Consider the following 22035-nt stretch of genomic DNA (forward strand, 5'->3'; position numbering starts at 1 on the left):
ATGCTGCTGTTTGATGCCCGCACCGCGCGGGCCCTGGCGACCGTCCTGTTGTATGCGCTGGCGCTGCTGTTTATCTACTTCGCCTGGCACACGCTGGTCACGTTTCTGTTCGCCATCATGTTCGCCTACCTGCTGGAGCCGGCGGTATCCGGTTTGCAGCACCGGGCGCGGCTGTCGCGCGGGCACGCGGTTCTAACGATTTACATCCTCATCTCTGTGGCCATCGGTCTTTTTTTTGCCGTCTTTGGTCCGCAAATCCTCCGGCAGGCGGGCCGGCTATCCGATTCGCTTCCGGCCTTGATGCACCGCATAACCAGCGGGGAGCTGCTGCAGCAGATCGCGCGGCTGCGGCACTGGAATCCGCAGACGGAACAGCGCGTCCAGCAGTTTCTGGCCAGCCACCAGCATGAAATCTCCGGCTGGATCCTGGAGATGTTGTCCGCCTTCGCCAGCGTCGGCCGCAACATCATCTGGGTGCTGCTCGTGCCCGTACTGGCGATCTTCTTTCTGCTCAGCGGCGGGCGCTTTGCTCAGGCTATCCTCGACCAGCTCGATCGCCTGCGCCAGCGGTCGTTTGTCCGCGACTTGCTGCAGGACATGCACGATGTGCTCGCCAACTACATCCGCATCCAGATTATCCTCGCGGTGCTGACGCTGCTGGTTTATGTCGGAGGCTTTGTCGCGTTCCGGATTCCGTATGCGGTGGCGCTGGGCGTAGCCACAGGCTTGCTGGATTTCATTCCGATTGTCGGCCCACTGATCGGCGCCGTCACGGTGCTGGCGGTGGCGTTCTTCTCCGGATATCCCTACGTGATCTTCGTGGCGCTGTTCATCGGGGCCTGGCGGCTGTTCATGGACTACTACTTGTCGCCGCGCATGTTCGGCCACCGGGTGCAACTACATCCGCTTGCGGTCCTGTTTGGAGTGTTGGCCGGGGCGGAAATTGCCGGCATTATTGGCGTCTATCTTTCCGTTCCCATCCTGGCCATTTTGCGCGCCGCCTGGACGCGCTGGCGCACGTTTCAAGGCGAACGATCCATCATCCTGCCTTCCAGCACGCCCCCACCGCCACCTCCGATTGAGCCGGCCTCATGAGGCCCGCTGCGGTTCTGGTTCTTCCCAGACGCGCTCGGCCAACGCCTGCTCGTAGCCGGCGGGCGTGCCAATGTCCCAGTAGTGCGTGCCCTGGCGGTCGCAACTGACGCGTTCGCCGGCGGCGATCCAGGCGTTGAACAAATCGCCCAGGAACTGCTCCTGCCGGCCCCGGGTCCACCAGAATTTGTGCAGCCGCAGAAAGACCTCGCCGGGCGCCGTAATGGCGCCCCACACCCGCCGCGTGCCGCTCCCGGGCCGCTTCACCTCGACCCGCGCTACCTGGCCCGGCGCCGCTTCAATCACGGCGTCGAATTCCTGCGGGCGGGCCACCGGAAAGGTGATCACATGAACATCCTCACGCACCGCGTTTGCAAACGCGGCGCGCGGATACCAAACCGTATCCGGCAGGCCGATCAGCACCGGCTCCTGCGGCCGCACCAGCGGCGCGGCCCGGAACACTGCATCGCAGAGTCCGGCCGGCTCCGGCTGCAGCGCAAAAAAAATCTGCTCCGCCCAGGCGCTGTGCGTATAGAAACGAAGCAAGTCCGGTTTATCACCGGCCACTATGAAGCAGACGCGGTCGGCGCCGGCCAGCCGCATGCGCTCCAACAGATACTCTGACACCACGCGCAGAGCACCCGCGCGTTCGCCGGCCGCCGGGTGACGCCCCAGCGGCAGGAGTTCTTTCGAGCCGCCCAGCGGCTGCATGCGGGTGGCGCTGCCGGCAGCCGGTATGATGCCCAACATGTAGTCCTTGCAGAGTGGCGCGACGGCACTGGCGGTTGTCCCGCCTGCCTAGAAATTTCTTGCATTCATGGGCCTTTGGGTCTACACAAAAGTAATGGCCCCTTTGCCTGCCGCGCCTCCACTGGTGCTGACGATTGCCGGCTTTGACCCCACCGCCGGAGCCGGCGTTTTGGCCGATATCAAGGCGATTGCCGCCAATCAGGCGTATGGCCTGGCCTGCATCGCGGCACTTACCGTACAAACCACCAGCGGCGTACAGGCTTACGAAGCGGTTTCGGCGAAGATGCTCGAACGCCAGCTAGAGGCCCTGCTGAGCGAGCTGTCACCCCGCGCGGTGAAAATCGGTATGCTCGGCAACCGCGCCAATGTGGAAGCGGTGGCGCGGCAGTTGGAACTGCATCCTCTTCCGTGGGTGGTGCTCGATCCGGTGCGCCAAGCCTCCTTGGGCACGGTTTTGATGGACGAAGGCGGCTGGGAGGCGCTCCGCAAACAGCTTATCCCGCGGGTCAACGTGCTCACGCCAAACCTAGATGAGACCGAGGCATTGACCGGCATCCGGCCGACCAAACCCGCAGAGTTCGAGCAAGCGGCGTTAAAGCTGAGCGCGATGGGTCCGCGCTACATCATCATCAAGGGCGGCCACGCGGAGCGGCCTTCCGACGTGCTCTACGATGGCGAGAAGTTCGTCACCCTCACCGCCGACCGGGTGCGCACGCCCAACACCCACGGCACCGGCTGCACCTTTTCCGCCGCCCTGGCCGCCAATCTCGCCAATGGCAAGCAGGTGCAGGATGCCGTGGTCATGGCCAAGGCCTATCTCACGGCGGCGCTGAAGCAGTCCTACGCCATCGGCCCTGGCCCCGGACCGCTGAATCACCTTTACCGGCTGCAGGAAGCCCCCACCTCGCGCAACGTCGATCCGGCGCCGCAGCCCAGCTACACCACCCGCTAGCGTCTCGCGCCGCCGCCGCCGACCGCCTAATACTTGGGCACGCTGGGATCGACTTCGTCGGACCAGGCGAGGATGCCGCCTTTCAGATTGCGCACGTTGGCAAAGCCGGCATCGAGCAGGACATGCGCGGCTTTGAGCGAGCGCGCGCCGGAACGGCACTGGGTCACGATAGCTCGGCTTTTGTCGAGCTCGTTCAGGCGCTTGGGCAGCTCGCCCAGCGGAATCAGCACGGCGCCGGGAATGCGGCCGATCTGCCACTCGTGCGGCTCGCGCACATCGAGAATAAACGGCGCCTTGCCGGTGGCGATCTCGGCCTGCAGCGCTGTGGCTGTGATTTCAGGCACTTGGGCGGCGTCGGCGGCTGTGGGCGTTTTCTCCTCGCCGCGAATACCGCAGAACTCCTGATAGTCGATCAGCTTGGTGATGGTGCGGTGCGTGCCGCAGACGGGGCATTCCGGATTCTTGCGCAGCTTCAGCTCGCGGAAGCGCATTTGCAGGGCATCAAATAAGAGCACCCGGTTCTTCAGCGGCTCGCCGATGCCGCAAATCAGCTTGACGGCCTCGGTCGCCTGGATCATGCCCATCAAGCCGGGCAGAACGCCGAGCACGCCGCCTTCGGCGCAGCTTGGCACCAAGCCTGGCGGCGGCGGCTCGGGATACCAGCAGCGGTAGCAGGGGCCATCGGGCAGCGCCAGCACCGACGCCTGGCCTTCGAAGCGGTAAATACTGGCGTAGATATTCGGAATGCCGCTGAGCACGCAGGCGTCGTTGACCAGATAGCGGGTCGGGAAGTTATCGGTGCCATCGATCACCAGATCGTAGCCGCGGAAGATCTCCAGCGCGTTGCTGCTGTCGAGCCTGGTCTCGTAACCGACCACTTCCACGCCGGGGTTGATGGCGCAGATGGACTCGGTCGCCGAGGTCAGCTTCGGCCGGCCGACATCGGCGGTCGAGTGAATAACCTGGCGCTGCAGGTTGGTGAAATCGACCACGTCAAAATCGACGATGCCGATGGTGCCCACGCCGGCAGCGGCCAGGTACAGGCCCACGGGCGCGCCCAGCCCGCCTGCGCCGATGGTGAGCACGCGCGCCGCCTTCAACTTGCGCTGCCCGTCCATTCCGACTTCCGGAATGATCAGATGACGGCTGTAACGGAGAATCTCATCGTTGCTGAGATCGGGCATGGTCGCGGTAGCCATAAATAAATACCTCCACCGGCCTGCCAGGCCGGAGGTTCAGTCAAAATTCTATACGGGGGCGAATCGGGGAGGCCGGCCACAGAAAGGCCGTGGGGCGCAGCCCCGCCTAAAGGCGGTGCGAGCCGCAACATCGCCCGGCGCAACAGCCGCCGGCGATGGAGGGGATGATCGAGAGCGTGTCGGAGGGTTTCACAGGAGTGCGCTCACTCCCAGTATAGCGGATATCTTCGTCGTTGACGTAGACGTTGACAAAGCTGCGGAGCTGGCCGTCCGCGGTGAACAGATGCGGCCGGAGTTGCGGGTGCGACTGGACGAGATGCTGGAGCAGCTCGGCCACATCTCCGCCCTCGGCCTCCACCGTGGCTTGCCGGTCCGCGTAGGGCCGCAAGGCGGTGGGGATGTGAATGGAAACAGACATGGTTGGTTACGACACCTCCTGGGTTGATTCGATGCGTTCAGGTAAGAATTGGCTTCGGTCCTCCGCCAATTCGAAGGAATTCGCGCCATCCATCGGAATGCGCTTGCCCTGGTGAATGGCGACGATGAGGTAGGAGTAGCCCGGCCAGGCGGCATGGTCGAGGTCGTACTGCGACGGCCGCGCCGGATGGTCGGGGTGGGAGTGATAAAAACCGACGATCTCGAGGTCGCGGCTGCGGGCCAGGCGCTGTGCCTCCAGATGCTCGCGCGGGTCGAAGTCGAAGCGATTGCGCGGGGAAGCCGTGTTGGCGTTGCGCATGGGACGGATGGCCGTGATACATCGCCGCCCACCCGCTTCCATGCGGCCGAGCAGCAGGCCGCAGCATTCGTCCGGATAGGTTTGCTCGCCGTGGCGCAAAACCGCGTCGAGCTGCGCTTGCGGGATGACTAGAGCCATAATCCAGATTACCCCTTGGCTTCCCAGAAGCGGTCGCTGAGATATTTGTCGCCGGCGTCGGGGAAAATCGTCACGATGAGCGCGCCCGGCGCGGCGGTGCGCGCTACCGCCAGGGCGCCCACCAGCGCCGCGCCGCTGCTGATGCCGACGAGCAGGCCCTCCTCGCGCGCCAGCCGCCGCACCATCGCGTAGGCAGCTTCGGTGCTCACCGCGCGGTCCTCATCGGCAAGCGCGGGATCATAAATGGGCGGCACAATCGCGGTGGCCATGTGCTTCAAGCCTTCGAGGCCATGAAAGGGCGAATCGGGCTGCAGCGAGATGCAACGGATGTCGCGTTGCAACTCCTTCAGCCGGCGCGCCGTGCCCATGAAGGTACCGCTGGTGCCGAGCGTCGCGACGAAGTGGGTCACGCGTCCCTGCGTCTGCTTCCAGATTTCTTCGGCCGTACCGTAGTAGTGCGCCTGCCAGTTGTTGGGATTCGCATACTGATCGGCGTAGTAATAGCGTTCCGGCTCGGCTGCAATCAGCGCGCGGGCGGCGCGGATGGCGCCGTCGGATCCCTCGCCCGGATCGGTCAGTTGCAGTTCGGCCCCGTAGGCGGCGAGAATGCGCTTGCGCTCGGGGCTGGCGTTTTCCGGCAGGCACAGCCGCACACGATGGCCGCGCGCCGCGCCCAGCATGGCGTAGGCGATGCCGGTGTTGCCGCTGGTGGCATCGAGCAAGGTGCGCCCGGCGCGCAGTTCGCCCGCCTGCTCCGCCGCCTGCATAATGCGCCAGGCGGCGCGATCTTTCACACTGCCGCCTGGGTTGGCCCACTCCGCCTTGGCCACAATCTCGACCGCGGGCGCTTCGGCGCCGATCCGCGCGAACCCAAGCAGCGGCGTGTTGCCAATGCGCTCGACGATGCCCTGCCCCACGGCCATGCCCCAAGTCTAGCAACCGGCCTCGGCGGCGCAGCGTGACCCCGGTCGCACTCGCCTCTAAGCCAGCGCGCGCTCAGCGGCCTCGAGCTGGCTGAGGTGGTTCAGATCGTGCCCGGCGCCGGTTTCGACATAAACCCGGAATGGCATGGTACCGCGCTCGGGATGGGTCAGCGGCTTTGCCCACTGTTCGGCGCTGAGGGAGCGCAGAAATAGGAGGTTCCACGCGCGCACCGCCGCAAACAGTGCCACCGCCTGGTCGCCGCTATAGATCGAGTAGGATTGCGCCCAGCGGTTTTGATCCATGGGCTGGATCACATGGTGATCTTCGGAAACCGCCTGGCGATAGCGGAAGCCGAACACGATTTCCTCATCGGCGAGGTGAGCCAAAATTTCCCGCGGGGTCCACTTGCCCGCGGCGGGGCTGTCGTCCAGACGTGGCTGCAGGGTGCGCGCCAGGGCGCGCAATTTTTCCGGCGTTGCCGCCAGTACCGCCATCGGATCAGCGTCGCCCAGATATACGTCGTAGGGATTCATCTCTCAAGGCTACCGTAACGCGGCCGCCGGGCTGTTGCTGCGGGCTTATAATGAGACTCCATGACGCGAGTGAAAAATACCCCGCCCACCCTGGCGGCCGCGCAGGAAAAGCTGGCCGCCATGGATTTTCAGTTGAGTTCCCTGCGTGATGGCAAGGTGCTGGCGCGGAAGAACGGCTGCGCCGCCATTCTCGGCGAGCAGCAGCGTGCGGTCGAAATCGCCGTCCGCCCCGGCCTGGTGGTGCGCGGGGAGCTCGCCCGGCTGGTAGACCGTGGCTATCAGAAGTTCTTCAAGACCGCCGATGCCGAAATTCCGGCGCTGCCGGAAACGATGAGCGCGCTGGCGCACTTCGAAGATGAGCTGCGCCTCGCCTGCGGCATCCCCTCGCTTTACAACGAGAGCCTGGGGTCGGTGAGCGACCGCTATCTCTACGACCGCATCTGGTATCGCGACGAGGGCCGTCAGCCCAAGCCCTGGGAAGAAGACGCCGCGGCCGTTCTCCAGGCCTGAGCGTGAGCGCGCCGACGGCCAAAATCGTCATTGCCATGCACAGCGTGCGTGGCATCTGGCACTGGCCGGCGACGGCCACAGCGCAGTTGCAGCAGGAATTTCCGCAGGTCGCGTTTTGTACCTACCCGCGCGCTGTCGAAGATCCGCTCACCGATACAACCGCGGCGGCCGAGGCGGAACTGTTCGCCGACGCGGATGCGGTCATCGCCTGGCGGCTCGATCCGCGCTTGTGGCGCGGCGCCAAGCGCCTGCGCTGGATTCACTGCCCCTCGTCGGCAGTGCATCAACTCCTTAGCCCTGAGCTGATCGCCAGTCCCATCGCGGTGACCAACGGCGCGAGTGTTCATGCCGCCATGGTGGCCGAGCATGGGGTGGCGCTGCTGCTGGCGCTGGCGCGGCGGCTGCCGGAGGCCATGCAGGATCAGGCCGCGGCGCGCTGGCAGCCGGAACGCTGGCTGGGCCGCATGCGGCGCGTTGCCGGCGCCACCGCCGTGATCGCCGGACTGGGCAACATCGGCCGCGAGTTGGCGCCGCGGCTGGCCGCGCTAGGCATGAAAGTGCTGGGCGTGCGCCACCATCCCGAGTTGCCGGTTGCCGGTTGTGCCGTGGTCTATGGCGATCAGCAACTGGAGGAATTACTGCCGCGAGCGGATTATCTGGTGCTGGCGCTGCCCGCAACCGAGGCCACCGCCGCGCGCGTGGCGGCGCCGCAGTTGGCGCTGCTGCCGCCGCACGCATTCTTGCTCAATCTCGGCCGCGGGACGGCACTCGACGAAGGCGCCCTGCTGGCGGCGCTGCAGACCGGCCGCCTCGCCGGCGCCGCGCTCGACGTGTTTGGCCGCGAACCGCTGCCGCCGGACTCCCCGCTTTGGCATTGCCCGCGCCTGCTGATTTCGCCCCACGTAGCGGCTGCGGTGCCCGACACCTGGGATCTGCAGGCCGCGCTGGTGGCGCGCCATCTGCGCAATTTCCTCACCGGCCAGCCGCTGTCACCATTGGTCGACAAGGCCCGCGGCTACTGAGTTCCCGTGGCGGCTACGCCCGCCAATCTCTCCCGCAGGCGCGGCGCGCAACTGTAAACTGTAAGCTGTAAACTGTAAACTCACTCCCATGGACACTGCGCCTTCCACCACCACGGCCCTGAAGCGCATTCAGGATCTTGAAGCCCAATATCTGTTTTCCACCTACACCCGCGTGCCGCTGCTGCTGGAGCGCGGCAAGGGCGTGTTCGTGTACGACAGCACCGGCAAGAAGTATCTCGACTTCATTACCGGCATCGGCGTGAACGCCCTGGGCTACGCGCATCCGCGCCTGCTGGCGGTGATCAAGGAACAGAGCAAGCTGCTGATTCACAGCTCGAACATGTATTACAACGCCTACCAGGGGCCGCTGGCGGAGAAGCTGACCAAAGCCAGCCGCATGGAGCGGGCGTTTTTCACCGTAAGCGGCGCCGAAGCCGCTGAATGCGCGCTCAAGGTGGCGCGCGCGGTGGCGCAGAAAATTTCGCCGGACAAGTATGAGCTGGTCGCCGTCGATCACTCTTTCCACGGCCGCACCATGGGCGCGCTTTCCGTGACTGGCCAGACCGAATATCGCACCCCCTTCGGGCCGCTGCTCCCGAAAGTGCACTTCGTGCCTGCCAACGATGTGGCCGCGCTCACGGCGGCCGTAAACGCCAATACCTGCGCCATCATTCTTGAACCGGTGCAGGGCGAAGGCGGCATCCACGTGCTGGAGACCTCCTTCCTGCGCGCCGCGGCCGATCTGGCGCGACAGCATCAGGCCAGCCTGATCTTTGATGAGATCCAGTGCGGCATGGGCCGCACCGGCAAGCTCTTCGCGCACCAGTGGACCGATCTCGTTCCGGATATCCTGATCACCGCCAAGCCCATTGCCAGCGGCTATCCGCTGGGCGCCTGCATGGCGCGCGGCGCGGCGGCGACGGCGCTGACTTCCCACAGCCACGGAACGACATTCGGCGGTGGGCCGCTTGCATGCCGCCTGGGCATCGAGGTGCTCGATATTCTCGATCGCGAAGAGATGTACGCCCACATCCGCGCCATGGGTGAGCGTCTGAAGCAGGGCCTGGAAGTTCTGGCGAAGAAGCACAAATTTGTGAAGGAAGTGCGCGGCAAAGGCCTGATGCTGGGCATGGAGTTCGACCGTCCCGCCAAGCCGGTGTTTGACAGCATGGTCGAGCAGGGCCTGCTCGCCAACGTCACCCACACCTACACCATCCGCATGCTGCCGCCCTACATTCTCGAAGAGCAGCACGTCGACAAAGCCCTGCGCATCGTCGGCAAGGCGCTTCGCGCAGCGAAAAAGGCATAGTTAGGTGTTCGCCCGCGGTCGAAAGATTCAATCGACGTAGATCCGCTCGACGCGGGCGGAAATGCCGCACAGGATTTCGTAGGGGATGGTATGCGCCAGTTGCGCCAGCCCGGCCGCATCGGGAGCGCCGGCGCCCAGCAGCGTGGCCGTATCACCGAGGGCGAGCTGCGGCGCCGCCGAGGCATCGACCGTGGTCAGATCCATGCTCACCGCGCCGACCACGGGCGCAGGCGCGCCGCCCAGAGCGACCTGGGCGCCGGGGAAAAACTCGCGGCGGTAGCCATCGGCGTAGCCCGCAGCGAGCGTGGCCACGCGCATGGTGTGTGGCGTATGAAAGCGGGCGCCGTAGCCGATGCCGTGGCCTGCGGGCAATTCCTTTACCCCCACCACGCGCGTCTTCCAGGTCAGCGCCGGCTGCAGGCGCTGAGCGTGCTCCGGCTGTGCACTGTAACCGTACAGCGCCAGGCCCACGCGCGCCATCGCGCCGCCCCACTGTGGAAACCGCAGCGCGGCCTCGCTATTGAGCAGGTGCCAGGCGGGCGAGGTAGCGGTGAAGTGGTGCGCGGCCGCCTCGGCCAGCAAGCGCTCGTGCTGCTGCTCGCTCGGATGGCCGTCAGGCGAATCGGCGCTGGCGAGATGCGAAAAGACGGCCTCGACCTGCACGCCCGGCGCAGCGTGCAAGGCGGCAGCGACTTCGGCTTCCTGCGCTGCGGTGACTCCGAGCCTCCCCATGCCCGTCTCCAGCTTCAGATGAATGCCTGCGCGGTGGCCATTCATCGCGGCACCCAGCCAGCGGACCTGAGCGGCGTCCCAAACGGCCGGCGTCAGGTGATGCTGCAACAGATCGGCCGCGTCCTCGGCTTCAAAGCCTCCGAGCACCAGAATGCGCGGCTGCAAGCCGGCGTGGCGGAGCTTGACGCCTTCCTCGACCGAGGTGACCGCCAGCCATTCCACGCCTGCGGCGGCAAACACCTCGGCGCAAGCGACCGCGCCGTGGCCGTAGGCGTCGGCCTTCACCACCGCGCAGATGGCGGTTGCGGGCGGCAAGAGCTGGCGGACGTAGGCGAGGTTGCGGCGCAGGGCGCCGCGGGAGATTTCCACCCAATTACGCGATTTCATGCGTGGAACGCGGAGAGCTTCCTTCACTTTACCAGAGCTGCCGGCATGGTATGGTGATAGCTTGCCGCTATGTACGAGGACTTTACTGCTACCGATCCGCTGACCCACGAGAGCGTGCACTGCGAGTTTCAGTGCCTGATGGTGGGCATTGCCACGCGCCACTCCGACACCGTCGATCTCAAGTTTCTGGTCAACGGCGAAGGCGTCTGGCTGGGCCTGCCCCACCCCGCCTGGGTCGAATTCAAGCGCCGCACGGGCGTGCCGCTCAGCGACCGGATGGCGGTGGATTTGGGCGGCTGCTACCTGAAGCAGGCGATCGAGAGCGGCGTGGGCGCCGAGCGCAATCACTGGAACGATATCAGCGTGGATGATGTCCTGAAGCTGGCCGCCAGCCTGAACTGGCTCCCCGCGTTGGGGAATTGATGTTCCGAAAAGTTCTCATCGCCAACCGGGGTGAGATCGCTGTCCGCCTGATCCGGGCCTGCCGTGACCTGGGCATCACCAGCGCTGCCGTGTATTCCGATGTCGACCGCTGCGGGCTGCACGTGCTCGAGGCCGATGAAGCCTACCGGCTGGGGGAAGCGCCAGCGCATGAGAGCTACCTCAACGTCGAGCGCGTACTCGATGCCGCCCGCCGCTGCGGGGCCGAAGCGATTCACCCCGGCTATGGCTTCCTGTCCGAGAATGCTGAATTTGCGGCCGCGTGCCGTGATGCCGGACTGAAATTCATTGGCCCGGCGCCCGAGGCGATGGCGGCGCTGGGCAGCAAGACGGCGGCGCGCAAGCTGGCCAAGGATCACAACATCCCGATTTTGCCGGGCACCGTGGATGCGGTCACGTCGGTCGCAGAGGCACAGCGCGTGGCGGCGCAAATCGGCTTCCCGGTGATGCTGAAAGCCGCCGCGGGCGGCGGCGGCAAGGGCATGCGTCTGGTGACCCGGGCCGAAGACTTGCCGTCGGCCTACGCGCTGGCCGGCGCGGAAGCGGGCGCCGCGTTTGGCGATGCCGCCGTCTTTTTGGAACGTGCCGTGTTGGCGCCGCGCCACATCGAAATCCAGATTCTGGGCGATGAGCACGGCGCCATGCTTTGGCTGGGCGAGCGCGAGTGCAGTATCCAGCGCCGCCATCAGAAAATCATCGAGGAGAGCCCCTCGCCGCACCTGAGCGAGAAGACCCGCCGGGCCATGGGCGCCTGCGCCTGCGCCATTGCCAACGCCGCCGGCTACACCAACGCGGGCACGGTCGAGTTTCTGGTGGATGAGCACGAGGGCTTCTATTTTCTCGAGGTCAATACGCGGCTGCAGGTTGAACATCCGGTCACAGAATGGTGCACGGGCCTCGACCTGGCCACCTGGCAGATCCGCATCGCCGCGGGCGAGCCGCTTTCGTTCGGTCAGGACGACATCGTGCGCCGTGGCCACGCCATCGAGTGCCGCATCTACGCCGAAGACCCGGAGCAAAACTTCATGCCCAGCCCGGGCACGATCCTGCGACTGCGGCCGCCCTCGGGTCCGGGCGTGCGCGAGGACACGGGCGTGTACGAGGGCTGGACGGTGCCGCTCGAATACGATCCGCTGCTGTCGAAGCTGATTGTCTGGGGCGAAGATCGCCCGCAGGCGCTGGCGCGGATGCGCCGCGCGCTACGCGAATATCAGCTTGCCGGCCTGCGGAACAACCTCGAATTTTTCCGGCGCGTGTTCGCCGATGCGGACTTTGAGGCGGGCCGCACCGACACCGGCTTCGTCGCACGCCTGCAGGCCAAGCCCGCCTTGCCCGCTCCCGATGCTGATGCCTGGTTCGAGGCGGCCAGCGCCTCTGCCGCCGTTGCCGCCACGCTGAGCCTGGGCGACCGGCCGACGGACCGGCAGATCGACGGACCGAGCAACTGGCAGCGCGCCGCGCGTCTCGCCGTGCTCGGCGGAGGCCGGCCATGACGTTCGAGATCGAAATTGCCGGGCAATCGCGGAGGCTGGAAATCGCCCGGCGCAATGGCGGCTGGCGCGTGAGCGCTGACGGCGAGGAATTGGCGGTCGAAATCGCGCAGCCGAATGCGGCCACGCTTTCGCTGCTGCTCGCGGGCCGCAGCTACACGTTCGCCTGGGCGCGCGGCGCCGAGGGCGCGATCTGGATTTCGGGCGCCGGCCGTGGCGCGGCGGCCGCGGTGCGCGATCCGCGTCAGGCGCTGGCACGCCACCATTTCGAACAATCCGGCCGCGCTCGCCTGACGGCGCCGATGGCGGGCAAAGTCGTGCGGGTGATGGTCGAAGCTGGAGTCCATGTGGAGAGCGGCCAGGAATTGCTGGTGCTGGAGGCAATGAAGATGCAGAACGAGGTGCGCTCGCCCAAGAGCGGTACGCTGGTGGTTCTTGCGGTAACCTCGGGGGAAACGGTCGCTACCGGGCAAGTTCTCGCCGAGGTCGAGTAACGAATGCGGGCTGCCGACGGACAAGTCTTCGCGATCACCGGCCTCTGCCGGCAATCCGATTTTCGCGTGCCGCTTGGGGACTGGAGTTTGGTCCACCTGGGAACCGCCGAGATCGGAGGCGGCGAGGAACCGTACCTGCTGGTGCGCCGAAGGATGGATAACGGAACCAGTACGGTGGTTTGCCGCATCGATTGGGAGGGCGTGTTTACGGTGCTGGCCGACGACGATACCGCTGCGGAGGCGCTGTTTCACGATCTGGTCGATCCGGCGGCGCCGGAAGAAGTCCAGCGCCAGTGGACGGCTGAGGCGGACACGCTCGAGCAATATCGCGGCTGGCGGCAACAAGCATGAGCGACTGCTACTTCGAGTTCTGCAACGTCTACAAAAGCTTTGGCTCGAATACGGTCTTGCGGGACGTGAGCTTCGAGGTGTGCCGCGGCGAAACCGTCTGCATTCTCGGGCGTAGTGGCGTCGGCAAGTCGGTCATGCTGAAGCTGATCATGGGCTTTCTCACGCCCGATAGCGGCCGGATACTGGTGGACGGGCAGTCGGTTCCGGATATGACCGAGGCCGAACGGAATGCCATGCACAAGAAGGTAACGCTGGTGTTCCAGTCCGGCGCTTTGTTCGATTCGCTCACGGTGGCCGAAAACGTCGCCTTTCCACTGCGCGAGCGGGGCATGCACGACGAAGAAGAGATCGCGCAGGTGGTGGACGGCCTGCTGGACATGGTCGAGCTGCGCGCCGAGCGGGAAGACTACCCGGCGAGCCTGTCGACCGGGATGAAGCGCGCCGTGGCCATCGCGCGGGCGCTGGCCGCCAAACCCCAGGCCATCCTCTACGATGAGCCCACGACCATGGTGGACCCGATCATGGTGCAGAAGATCGCCGCCCTGATCGTGCGCGTGAAACAACAGGTCAAGTTGACGAGCATAGTTGTTACGCACGACACCCGCCTGGCCCGGCGCCTGGCCGATCGCCTGGTGCTGTTGCACGAGGGCGAAGTCCGCTTTTTCGGCACCGTGGCGGAGATGGATGCCACCGCCGATCCGGTCGTCCGCGAATTCCTGCGGCAGGACGAGTGGGCGCTCAAGGCGGGCTGAGGTGGCTCGCCACTTTTTGCCCCGGTCGCTCCCGTTGGTCGCTCGGAGTGCGGGCTTCGATTCCCGGCAGAGTCCGCCCGCTGGCGCTCGGGGCTCCTCCAAGCTGCCGCCACATGTGCGCTTTTGGTCTCGTCCGCTGTTCCCTTTTTTTACGCTAACTGTACCACTTTGCAACGCAAAGCAGCGTATTTGCTGGGGATCTTGAATGTCTGGAGTGGCACACGCGGAACAGGAAATGGAACAGGCGCGTACGGGGCGCCGTGGCGGGTGGCGAGTCGCGAGTGGTGAGACAAGGCTGACGGACATGGTTCGAGTGTTGGATCGGCGGTGCGCACCCACGGTATCCCTGCTTCGCGCTCGCGCTACGCAGGGCAGGGCCGGCGGAGCTGCCCGGTCAAGCTAAGGACGGTTATGAGTAATTAGATGGGCAAAGGGATCATTTGGTTGGCCGGAAGGGAGAATGCGTGAGCCCTGAAATGGGACGGCGTGACCCCACATGAACGGGGATTGACTGCATCACGGCGTGAGTTGAGGCTGGTAGCTATTCGGCTCATTTCCGGACGCTGCCATGCAGTTGAGAATCCCGCTCCTCGCCCCCGCCAGCAGGTTAATTGCCATCGCCCTATCGCTGTTCGGCGCTGGCTTGGCGTACGCGCAAATCCCCAATCTCACGGCTTCGACGGCGACGCCGTTACCCGAGCACGGCCATAGCTACATCAGCGCGCGGCTGCCGCAGGGCGACGATGCGGTGCAGGTGTTCGGCGGCGGCGTGAGCGAGTTCGTGAACCCGGCGACGGGATCGGTGAGTTGGCGCATTTGCACCACGCCGCCCAAAGGACGGCAGCTTTCGATCCCGTTCTGCTTCGTGTACGACTTCGCGGGCGTACACCATCTGGAAAACAACGCGCCGGGCAACCCGAGCTGGAATACGGACGCATCCTACCTCGAGCAGGGCGGCTGGACCTATTCGCTGCCGGAGCTGACGGAGGTGACGCGGCAGGAGGTGAACGGCAGCTATGTGTGCGACTACGCGACCGATTATATGTTCCGCGACAGCGAGGGCGGGCGGCACGCGATGGGGTTGTCGATTTTTGGTCCGGCGCCGGGCGCGCCCGCGAACTCGTGCTCCCAGGTGCAGCCGGCGCCGGGCGGGGTGACGACGGGCGGGGAGGGTGCGATTCTGGCGACGACGAGCGAGCCCAGCGGCAGCTTCAGCCTGCAGCCGGTAACGGTCACCGATGCCGACGGCACCCGCTACATCTTCAACGACCCCGGCAGGCAGGCGCTGGCGAACGGCTTCACGGCCGAGCTGCCCGACGTCATTGAAGACCGCAACGGCAACGAGATCACCCTCACGGACAGCGGCAGTGGCAAGGTGACCGCGACCGACACGGTGGGCCGGGCGGCGGTGGCGACCTCGGGGTTTGGGGCAAGCGCGGGCGACAGCGTGCAGATTGCGGGCGAGAGCGCGGCCTATACGGTAGACTGGGGCACGGCGGCGTCGAGCTACAGCGTAGACAGCACGTCCGAGTCAGGAACGTGTACAGTGCCGGGAACGGTTTCGGGTTCGCAGCCCGTGGTGACCTCGATTGAGCTGCCGGACGGCGAGAGCTTCACCTTCCAGTACGATGCGACCTATGGGCTGCTCGACCGGGTGACGTTCCCAACGGGCGGCTACGTGCGCTACGTCTGGGGGATGAACGCGGCCGCCGAAGGCGGGCAGTTCGCCTCGACCAGCGGAACCTGCCTGGACCGCTACGGCGAGCCGGCGATCACGGCGCGCTACGTCAGCCTCGACGGGTCAAGTGAGGTTCTGGACCAGAGCTTTGCCTACGCGACCACCTGGCCATCGAGCGGGGCGGCGTGGAGCAGTAACGGTCACCAATCAGGATGAAGTGCGGGGCGCAAGCGTCGCCACCGTTTACGCCTACTCCGGCTACACGGTGCCCTTGCAGCCAAACGACGCGACCGTTTCGACGCTGCAAATGCCGGTGGAGGCAACGATTACGGCCAAAGACTGGAACGGGGCGACGCTGCGGACAACGGCGGAAACGTGGAACAACCCGCGCGAGATGGCGTCGAAGGAAATTACCGAAGATGATGGCAAGGTGAGCGAGCAGACCTACTTTTACGATGCGAACGAACAGCAAACGGAAAGGGACGAGTACGACTACGGCTCGGGCGCGCCGGGCGCGCTCACCCGGGTGACGCTGCATACCTACGGTTGCGCGCCCGGCGTGCACATCGTGGACCGGCCGACGGTGGTTGAGATCGAGGGCAGCTCGCGGACGGTGACGGCGGAGACCGAGTACGCCTACGACCAGTCGCCGCTGGTGGCGAGCGGCGCCACCGATGGGCGCGATCCGGCCTACGGGGCCGGCCGGGGCATCACCGCGCGCTGCAACCTGACCACGTTGACCAAGGTTAACTACACCGGCAACATCAGCGAATCGTTTACGTATGACGATGCCGGAAATCGGCTCACCCACGCCGACGGCAACGGCAATACCACGAGCTTTGCCTATAGTTCGAGCGATCAGGCAGCCTACCTTACCCAGATCACGCTGCCGAACACCACGACCGCGGGCAAGACCGTCCAGCACTCGTTCACCATGGCCTACGACAACACGACGGGTCTTGAGACCTCGCGCACGGACGTGCAGAACGCGACCACGACCAGCTTCACCTACAGCGATCCGCTCGACCGGCTCACCGGGCAGAACAATCCGGATGGCGGCAAGATCACCTACGCCTATACGGCCAACTCGGTCGAGACCAAAAAGCTGGCGATAAACTCCGCCTGGACCGACGCATTTGCGCACTGGGGTGGCCTGGGCAGTGCCGACCGCAAGCTGACGTACAACGGGACCAATTGGGACACGACCGACACGGCGTTCGACGGCGAGCAGATGCCACTGTATGTTTCCTATCCCTATTTTTCGAGCGGCATCGGCTCGACCAAGGCCACCAGCAACTCCACCGAGCCAGGCGACACGACCGCGTTTGATGGCCTGGGGCGCCCGACGCAGATCCTACACTCCGATGGAGGTACGATGACCATAGCTTACTCCGGTCCCAACCGGACGGTCACCGACGCCGCCGGACGGGCGCGCGAGGAGTTCTATGATGCACTCGGGCGTCTGGCCGAAGTGAAGGAGTTCACTGACGCCAGCGGCGACGGCTACGCCACCTACTATGGCTACGGTTCGCTCGATGACTTGAAGGCTGTGACCCAGGGCAGCGAGACGCGCACGTTCGATTATGACAATCTCAACCGGCTGGTGGACGCGATCAACCCGGAAGGTGGAACAGTGGACTATACCTACGACAACGACGGCAACTTAATCAAGCAGCAGGACGCCAACGGCACCATCGAGAACTACACGTATGACGCGCTCAATCGTTTGCGCGCGCGCAGCTACACGGTGAGCGGCAAGACCGCGGCAACGCCAGCGGTCGAGATCGACTACGACATCGACTCCACCGGTGCTGCGACCGATTACGCCACTGGCCGCATGACGCGGGTCATCAGCGGTTCAACTTCAATTGGCATGGACCAGTACGATGCCATGGGCCGATTGCAGACCTATGACACCGTCGTGAGCAGCCAAACGTATCACACCAGCCTGCGTTACGACTATCTGGGCGACGCCGAGTGGGAGGAGCTGCCCGATGGGCGCGAGATTGACGCCACCACGGATTACGAAGGGCGGGCGAAGTTTTTGTCGGACCAGACGGCGAAGTACGATTTCCTGCACTATCGGACCTACTCGCCGGCGGGCGGGCTGAGCGAAGAGGAGTTTGGCAACGGGCTGGTAGGGTACGTGGACTACAACAGCCGCCTGCAACCGGTTCAGATCTCGGTCAAAAACCCCAGCGATCCGAGCGATAATACCTGGAGAATGAACCTCTCGATTGGATATACGGAGGCGGGGGTGCAGACGGCCGATAACGGCAACGTGGTTTCCCTGACGGATGCGCTCGGCAACGCGAGCCAGAACTACACCATGAATTACGACCATCTCAACCGATTGCTGAGCTGGTCGATGGGAGGAGGTACGAGCTGTCAATTTGCGATTGATCAGTACGGCAACCTGGGTTTGTCGAGCGGCAGCGGCTGCGCGATGCTGAGCGGGCTGAGCTTCAACGGCAACAATCAGATCGTGGGCTACACGTACGACGCGAGCGGGGATTTGTTGACGGATAACGCCGGGTCGAACTACGCCTGGGACGGCAACAGCCAGTTGGTGAACTTCTACACCGGGGGCGCAAGCGGCAGCTACGTGTACGACGGCCTGCTGCGGCGGGTGGAAAAGGCGGCGGACTCGGTCACGACCGTCTACGCGCGGGACGCGCTGGGCAACGTGGTGGCGAGCCTGACGAACGGCGTCTGGACGGACTACGTCTGGGCGAACCCGCCCGGGGCGGGCAACCGGATGGCCGCGGCGCCGGCGTCGCCGGATGCGGAGCGGATAGCGGCGGTGGTCGGCTCGGGGGTGGGCACGGTGTACTATTTCCACACCGACCAGGTCGGGACCACGCGCGCCGTAACCGACGAGAACGGCAACAACGTAGCCACGTGCGGGCAGAACGCGACGTACCCGAACGGGAGCTTTCTGACCTATGGCCCGTTCGGCATGCCGACGGGCTGCACGCAGACGGCGACGCCGATTCTGTTCACCGGGCACGAGCTGGACAGCGAATCGAACCTGAGCCAGTTCCAGTACCGCAAGTACGCGGCGCTGGAAGCCCGCTGGGCCACGCCCGACCCGGCCGGGGTGAACGGCCCGCCTGCGCCCTCGCCCAACGGCTTTGACCTCGGCCCGGCTGCCGCGGGCGCACCCGGCGATCTCGAACCCGAATCGCCCGTCGCGAGCTTGGCGACCCTGCCTGGCTTCGGCCTCCCGCTCGGTGGCGTCGACCCGCTTGAACCGCAGACATGGAACCCGTATGCGTATGTCGGCAATACGCCCGTAGTTTTCGTCGACCCGTCGGGACGATGGTGGGGCTGCGTAGCAATGAGCGTTGGCGCCCTAGGCTTTGGGCTTGCCGGCCTGGCCACGGCGGACCCGTTCCTCGGCGCTATTGGGTGGTCCCTCGGCGCCCACGCCCTGGCATGCCACTTTGTGATGTGATCCGCTCGGAGAGAGGCAAAATGGAGACTCAATTTGACCCCCGGCGCGAGATCCAGGTTATTTGGGTCATGCTTGGTTTCATGGTCGTGGGTTGCGCTTTTATGGCTTGGTCCGTGGCTTCCGCATTTGCTGGCCCCGTGATGTGGACGATAGCGGTCGCGGTGGGTGCGCCTGCGGCGGTATTTGCCTTTTATCTGTCGAGCTTCCGTTCCAGCCTGCGTCGGATGGGCAGCACGGCTAGTTCCCAGGGGCAGCGATCTCTCATGAGGCTAATGGCAGCAGCGGCGTTTTATGTTGGGGCTGTCGGGTTAGCGGTCGGTGAGGCCATAGGCCGTGTACCAGGAGGACACTGAACAGACAATGCCTGACGCTAAGAGTTCCACCGCCGCGCTGGCCTCCACGCACGTTCGGCGAACGTTTGCGCTCCTTGGGCTGGTACTGATGTTGGCCTGCACGAGCATATTTGATATAGAGCTGGTTCGGGGGTTTGGTGTACCGTTCGGCCCAGTGTTCTTGCTGCTGTTCATCGCCATCCAGGTATACGCGATATGGCTCTACATAACTCACGTCGCATCTGCTGGCTACGATCCAGATCCACAGGTTATTGCGACCTCGATCGGGCTGGAGGGCGCCTTCCTCCTACTGGCTATCACGACGTCAGCTATCTCTATCACCGGAGCCTACGTTCTCAGCCTTATCAAGGCTTAAAATGCGTGATCACCGGATCAATCGGCTTTTTAGTTGGTCCAGGGGCGTCTGCGCGGCGGGTCCCGGCGAGCCGCCGGCAGCGGGCGGGACGGATGGTGCGGGAGGGGCGGGGGGGCCCGGCGCTTGCGGGATGAGCCCAATCATCGCAGCAGTGCACCTGGAGGATGGACCTGTCGATTGGGTATACGAAGGCGGGGGTGCAGACGGCCGATAACGGCAACGTGGTTTCCCTGACGGATGCACTCGGCAACGCGAGCCAGGATTACACCATGAACTACGATCAGCTCAACCGTTTGCTGAGCTGGTCGACGGGAGGAGGCACGAGCTGTCAATTTGCAATCGATCAGTACGGCAACCTGGGTTTGTCGAGCGGCACGGGCTGCGCGATGCTGAGCGGGCTGAGCTTCAACAGCAACAATCAGATCGTCGGCTACAGCTACGACCCAAGCGGCAATTTGCTGACCGACAGCGCCGGGTCGAACTACACCTGGGACGGCAACAGCCAGTTGGTGAACTTCTACACCGAAGGCGCCAGCGGCAGCTACGTCTACGACGGTCTACTGCGGCGGGTGGAAAAGACGGCGGACTCGGTGACAACCGTCTACGCGCGCGATGCGCTGGGCAACATGGTTGCGAGCCTGACGAACGGCGTCTGGACAGACTACATCTGGTCGAACCCGCCGAAAGCGGGCAACCGCGTGGCCGCAGCGCCGGCATCGCCTGAGGCCGAGCGGATCGCCGCGGTGGTTGGATCCGGGGTGGGCACGGTGTACTACTTCCATACCGACCAGGTCGGGACGACGCGCGCCGTGACCGACGAAAACGGCAATAACGTGGCCACGTGTGGGCAGAACGCGACGTACCCGAATGGGAGCTTTCTGACGTATGGTCCGTTCGGCATGCCGACGGGCTGCACGCAGACGGCGACGCCGATTCTGTTTACCGGCCACGAGCTGGACAGCGAATCGAACCTGAGCCAGTTCCAGTACCGCAAGTACGCCGCGCTGGAAGCCCGCTGGGCCACGCCCGACCCGGCAGGCGTGAACGGCCCGCCGGCGCCATCGCCCAACGGCTTTGATCTGGGCATAACCGCCGCGGGCGCGCCCGGCGACCTCGAACCCGAATCGCCCGTCGCCAGCCTGGCGACCCTGCCCGGCTTTGGCTTGCCGCTCGGTGGCGTCGACCCGCTCGAGCCGCAGACCTGGAACCCCTATGCATACGTGGATGGCGACCCGGCGTCTGGTTTCGATCCCGACGGCCGCTGGAACTGGTGCCTCACCGGAACAGTCGTGTCTATCGGCCTGAAGGTCTGGGGTATGACAGGGAACCCAATCGCCTTCGCCGCCGGTTGGTACCTCGGCGGCTATGTCGCTTTTGCGTGCCTCAAATGAGCGGAGCCGAGCGGCGGTCCGCGAGCGCGCTGGCCTCCTTTTGGTTCTTAGTAGGCGCGCTGCTGGGCGGGCGGTGGCGCAGGACTCAGGCTCGCGGGGGTGCGCTGCCGCTTCTGGTGGGGTTGGCAGCCGGGATCACGCTGGGAGTTTCGCTGATTGCTCGCTTGCACGCGAACCTCAGCCCGGCGGCGTTCGATGGACGCATGGGCGAGTTGGGGCTGGGGTTGTGGGGCGCGTGGCTGGCGTCGGCGGCAATCCTGCGTGTGGACTTCGGGTGGCACGTGCCGCTGCGCCCGTGGGCCATCCGGCCTGGGTTCTGGGCTGGTTATACGGCCGCGGTTGCGCTGGCGCCGCTCACCGCTGTGGTCGCCGGCGGGTTTGTGGTCACTTTGGTCGCCGCGGTGCTTGCGTTGCGGCCTTCTGCAGGTGGGGCGCTGCTGCTGGTGGCGGCGCTTTCGCTATTGTTCTTTGCTACGCTGCGCGTGACGCATTTGGCGCTGGTGCTACTCCGACCGGGCGGAGCCGTCGTTGAGCGCATGGCCGGGCTCGCCATTGCCCTTGGGCTGGCAACCTGGAACTGGCTGGCAGGAGGCCTGGTGCCGCTGCATTGGGTGGGACAGCGTGCGGGCGGCGTGGCGGAACTGCTCGGATTGCTTTTGGCGGTTTGTGCTGCGGACGGCTGGCTCACGCGACGCGTCCTGCTGCAAGGACTGGCAGGGCGGCAGCGGGAAGTGATTCGCACCGGAGCGTTGGGTGCAGGCGCGGGTCCGGCTGCGGCCCTCCGCCGCGCGGCGCTGATTGGCTGGTTGCGGCATGCCAACATCGACTTCGCGTTAGCCTTCGGCGCGCTTTGGCTCCCGATATTCGCCCTGCTCGCGCCCGGTACAATGCAGCCGGGGATGCCGATTGCCTTCTGCGGCTTTGCGCTGCTTTTCCTTTCGCTAGTGCGCGGGAATCTGCTTGGCATTGACGGCGCCGGAACCTGGCGC

21 protein-coding genes are annotated in these 22035 nt (G+C 65.1%); 14 read left to right on the top strand and 7 right to left on the bottom strand.

Annotated elements, in window-relative coordinates:
* Complete coding sequence (locus tag EPN33_12230) at window positions 1-1095, top strand: AI-2E family transporter (protein TAN21383.1); 1095 nt, start codon at window positions 1-3, stop codon at window positions 1093-1095.
* Here the strand turns inward: EPN33_12230 and EPN33_12235 are convergent.
* A complete protein-coding gene (locus EPN33_12235) occupies window positions 1090-1842 on the bottom strand; it encodes a nucleotidyltransferase family protein (protein ID TAN21384.1) in 753 nt (250 codons plus the stop codon). The genes EPN33_12230 and EPN33_12235 overlap by 6 nt on opposite strands.
* Before the next feature lie 67 nt (window positions 1843-1909).
* Here EPN33_12235 and thiD point away from each other — a divergent pair, with 67 nt between their 5' ends.
* Window positions 1910-2794 (top strand): bifunctional hydroxymethylpyrimidine kinase/phosphomethylpyrimidine kinase, encoded by an 885-nt coding sequence (thiD, locus tag EPN33_12240; GenBank protein TAN21385.1) that lies wholly within the window; start codon window positions 1910-1912, stop codon window positions 2792-2794.
* 26 nt (window positions 2795-2820) lie between these two features.
* Here the strand turns inward: thiD and moeB are convergent, their stop codons facing one another.
* The 5 genes from moeB to EPN33_12265 form a co-directional block, all read right to left on the bottom strand.
* The gene (moeB, locus tag EPN33_12245) at window positions 2821-3993 is read right to left on the bottom strand and encodes a molybdopterin-synthase adenylyltransferase MoeB (GenBank protein ID TAN21386.1); all 1173 of its coding nucleotides are present in this window, start codon (window positions 3991-3993) and stop codon (window positions 2821-2823) included.
* A 106-nt stretch (window positions 3994-4099) separates the two neighbouring features.
* The gene (locus tag EPN33_12250; GenBank protein ID TAN21387.1) at window positions 4100-4411 is read right to left on the bottom strand and encodes a MoaD/ThiS family protein; all 312 of its coding nucleotides are present in this window, start codon (window positions 4409-4411) and stop codon (window positions 4100-4102) included.
* Window positions 4412-4417: 6 nt separating this feature from the next.
* Window positions 4418-4867, bottom strand: a complete 450-nt coding sequence (locus EPN33_12255) for a M67 family peptidase (GenBank protein TAN21388.1) — start codon at window positions 4865-4867, stop codon at window positions 4418-4420.
* 8 nt (window positions 4868-4875) lie between these two features.
* Window positions 4876-5790: a PLP-dependent cysteine synthase family protein gene (locus EPN33_12260; protein TAN21389.1), complete on the bottom strand. Its 915-nt coding sequence runs from the start codon at window positions 5788-5790 to the stop codon at window positions 4876-4878.
* 57 nt (window positions 5791-5847) lie between these two features.
* Window positions 5848-6324, bottom strand: coding sequence for a hypothetical protein (locus EPN33_12265; GenBank protein ID TAN21390.1), 477 nt, complete (start codon window positions 6322-6324; stop codon window positions 5848-5850).
* Between the two features lie 60 nt (window positions 6325-6384).
* Between EPN33_12265 and EPN33_12270 the strand changes: the two genes are divergently transcribed.
* From EPN33_12270 to EPN33_12280, 3 genes are all read left to right on the top strand, one after another.
* A complete protein-coding gene (locus tag EPN33_12270) occupies window positions 6385-6834 on the top strand; it encodes a hypothetical protein (GenBank protein TAN21391.1) in 450 nt (149 codons plus the stop codon).
* Window positions 6835-6869: 35 nt separating this feature from the next.
* Window positions 6870-7856 carry a D-2-hydroxyacid dehydrogenase gene (locus tag EPN33_12275; GenBank protein TAN21392.1) on the top strand — a complete coding sequence of 329 codons (987 nt, stop codon included), beginning with the start codon at window positions 6870-6872 and terminating at the stop codon, window positions 7854-7856.
* Between the two features lie 88 nt (window positions 7857-7944).
* Window positions 7945-9165, top strand: a complete 1221-nt coding sequence (locus tag EPN33_12280; GenBank protein ID TAN21393.1) for an aspartate aminotransferase family protein — start codon at window positions 7945-7947, stop codon at window positions 9163-9165.
* Between the two features lie 27 nt (window positions 9166-9192).
* On the opposite strand, the gene alr is transcribed toward EPN33_12280, so the two are convergent.
* Entirely contained in the window at window positions 9193-10284 is a 1092-nt protein-coding gene (gene alr / locus EPN33_12285; GenBank protein ID TAN21394.1) for an alanine racemase, read from the bottom strand.
* A 69-nt stretch (window positions 10285-10353) separates the two neighbouring features.
* Here alr and EPN33_12290 point away from each other — a divergent pair, with 69 nt between their 5' ends.
* The 9 genes from EPN33_12290 to EPN33_12330 all read left to right on the top strand — a co-directional run bounded on the left by EPN33_12290 (window position 10354) and on the right by EPN33_12330 (window position 21046).
* Window positions 10354-10707 (top strand): hypothetical protein, encoded by a 354-nt coding sequence (locus tag EPN33_12290; protein TAN21395.1) that lies wholly within the window; start codon window positions 10354-10356, stop codon window positions 10705-10707.
* Window positions 10707-12218 (top strand): acetyl-CoA carboxylase biotin carboxylase subunit, encoded by a 1512-nt coding sequence (locus EPN33_12295; GenBank protein ID TAN21396.1) that lies wholly within the window; start codon window positions 10707-10709, stop codon window positions 12216-12218. The genes EPN33_12290 and EPN33_12295 overlap by 1 nt, the downstream gene beginning before the upstream one ends.
* On the top strand, window positions 12215-12709 hold the full coding sequence (locus EPN33_12300; protein ID TAN21397.1) for a biotin/lipoyl-binding protein: 495 nt from the start codon (window positions 12215-12217) through the stop codon (window positions 12707-12709). Before EPN33_12295 ends, EPN33_12300 begins: the two co-directional genes overlap by 4 nt.
* Window positions 12710-12712: 3 nt before the next feature.
* Window positions 12713-13060 carry a hypothetical protein gene (locus EPN33_12305; protein ID TAN21398.1) on the top strand — a complete coding sequence of 116 codons (348 nt, stop codon included), beginning with the start codon at window positions 12713-12715 and terminating at the stop codon, window positions 13058-13060.
* Window positions 13057-13812 (top strand): ATP-binding cassette domain-containing protein, encoded by a 756-nt coding sequence (locus EPN33_12310; protein TAN21399.1) that lies wholly within the window; start codon window positions 13057-13059, stop codon window positions 13810-13812. The genes EPN33_12305 and EPN33_12310 overlap by 4 nt, the downstream gene beginning before the upstream one ends.
* Before the next feature lie 568 nt (window positions 13813-14380).
* Window positions 14381-15706, top strand: coding sequence for a hypothetical protein (locus tag EPN33_12315; protein ID TAN21400.1), 1326 nt, complete (start codon window positions 14381-14383; stop codon window positions 15704-15706).
* Between the two features lies 1 nt (window position 15707).
* Window positions 15708-18947, top strand: coding sequence for a hypothetical protein (locus tag EPN33_12320; protein TAN21401.1), 3240 nt, complete (start codon window positions 15708-15710; stop codon window positions 18945-18947).
* A gap of 360 nt (window positions 18948-19307) precedes the next feature.
* Complete coding sequence (locus tag EPN33_12325) at window positions 19308-19655, top strand: hypothetical protein (GenBank protein TAN21402.1); 348 nt, start codon at window positions 19308-19310, stop codon at window positions 19653-19655.
* A 164-nt stretch (window positions 19656-19819) separates the two neighbouring features.
* Entirely contained in the window at window positions 19820-21046 is a 1227-nt protein-coding gene (locus EPN33_12330; GenBank protein TAN21403.1) for a hypothetical protein, read from the top strand.
* Window positions 21047-22035: the final 989 nt, after the last annotated feature.

The sequence above is a fragment of the Acidobacteriota bacterium genome (genome assembly GCA_004299485.1).
Taxonomy (GTDB): domain Bacteria; phylum Acidobacteriota; class Terriglobia; order Terriglobales; family SCQP01; genus SCQP01.

What these genes read in the sequence shown, in the direction of transcription:
- EPN33_12230 (TAN21383.1), top strand. Translation starts at nt 1, where the DNA reads ATGCTGCTGTTTGATGCCCGCACCGCGCGGGCCCTGGCGACCGTCCTG.
- EPN33_12235 (TAN21384.1), bottom strand. Translation starts at nt 1,842, where the DNA reads ATGTTGGGCATCATACCGGCTGCCGGCAGCGCCACCCGCATGCAGCCG.
- thiD (TAN21385.1), top strand. Translation starts at nt 1,910, where the DNA reads ATGGGCCTTTGGGTCTACACAAAAGTAATGGCCCCTTTGCCTGCCGCG.
- moeB (TAN21386.1), bottom strand. Translation starts at nt 3,993, where the DNA reads ATGGCTACCGCGACCATGCCCGATCTCAGCAACGATGAGATTCTCCGT.
- EPN33_12250 (TAN21387.1), bottom strand. Translation starts at nt 4,411, where the DNA reads ATGTCTGTTTCCATTCACATCCCCACCGCCTTGCGGCCCTACGCGGAC.
- EPN33_12255 (TAN21388.1), bottom strand. Translation starts at nt 4,867, where the DNA reads ATGGCTCTAGTCATCCCGCAAGCGCAGCTCGACGCGGTTTTGCGCCAC.
- EPN33_12260 (TAN21389.1), bottom strand. Translation starts at nt 5,790, where the DNA reads ATGGCCGTGGGGCAGGGCATCGTCGAGCGCATTGGCAACACGCCGCTG.
- EPN33_12265 (TAN21390.1), bottom strand. Translation starts at nt 6,324, where the DNA reads ATGAATCCCTACGACGTATATCTGGGCGACGCTGATCCGATGGCGGTA.
- EPN33_12270 (TAN21391.1), top strand. Translation starts at nt 6,385, where the DNA reads ATGACGCGAGTGAAAAATACCCCGCCCACCCTGGCGGCCGCGCAGGAA.
- EPN33_12275 (TAN21392.1), top strand. Translation starts at nt 6,870, where the DNA reads ATGCACAGCGTGCGTGGCATCTGGCACTGGCCGGCGACGGCCACAGCG.
- EPN33_12280 (TAN21393.1), top strand. Translation starts at nt 7,945, where the DNA reads ATGGACACTGCGCCTTCCACCACCACGGCCCTGAAGCGCATTCAGGAT.
- alr (TAN21394.1), bottom strand. Translation starts at nt 10,284, where the DNA reads ATGAAATCGCGTAATTGGGTGGAAATCTCCCGCGGCGCCCTGCGCCGC.
- EPN33_12290 (TAN21395.1), top strand. Translation starts at nt 10,354, where the DNA reads ATGTACGAGGACTTTACTGCTACCGATCCGCTGACCCACGAGAGCGTG.
- EPN33_12295 (TAN21396.1), top strand. Translation starts at nt 10,707, where the DNA reads ATGTTCCGAAAAGTTCTCATCGCCAACCGGGGTGAGATCGCTGTCCGC.
- EPN33_12300 (TAN21397.1), top strand. Translation starts at nt 12,215, where the DNA reads ATGACGTTCGAGATCGAAATTGCCGGGCAATCGCGGAGGCTGGAAATC.
- EPN33_12305 (TAN21398.1), top strand. Translation starts at nt 12,713, where the DNA reads ATGCGGGCTGCCGACGGACAAGTCTTCGCGATCACCGGCCTCTGCCGG.
- EPN33_12310 (TAN21399.1), top strand. Translation starts at nt 13,057, where the DNA reads ATGAGCGACTGCTACTTCGAGTTCTGCAACGTCTACAAAAGCTTTGGC.
- EPN33_12315 (TAN21400.1), top strand. Translation starts at nt 14,381, where the DNA reads ATGCAGTTGAGAATCCCGCTCCTCGCCCCCGCCAGCAGGTTAATTGCC.
- EPN33_12325 (TAN21402.1), top strand. Translation starts at nt 19,308, where the DNA reads ATGCCTGACGCTAAGAGTTCCACCGCCGCGCTGGCCTCCACGCACGTT.
- EPN33_12330 (TAN21403.1), top strand. Translation starts at nt 19,820, where the DNA reads ATGGACCTGTCGATTGGGTATACGAAGGCGGGGGTGCAGACGGCCGAT.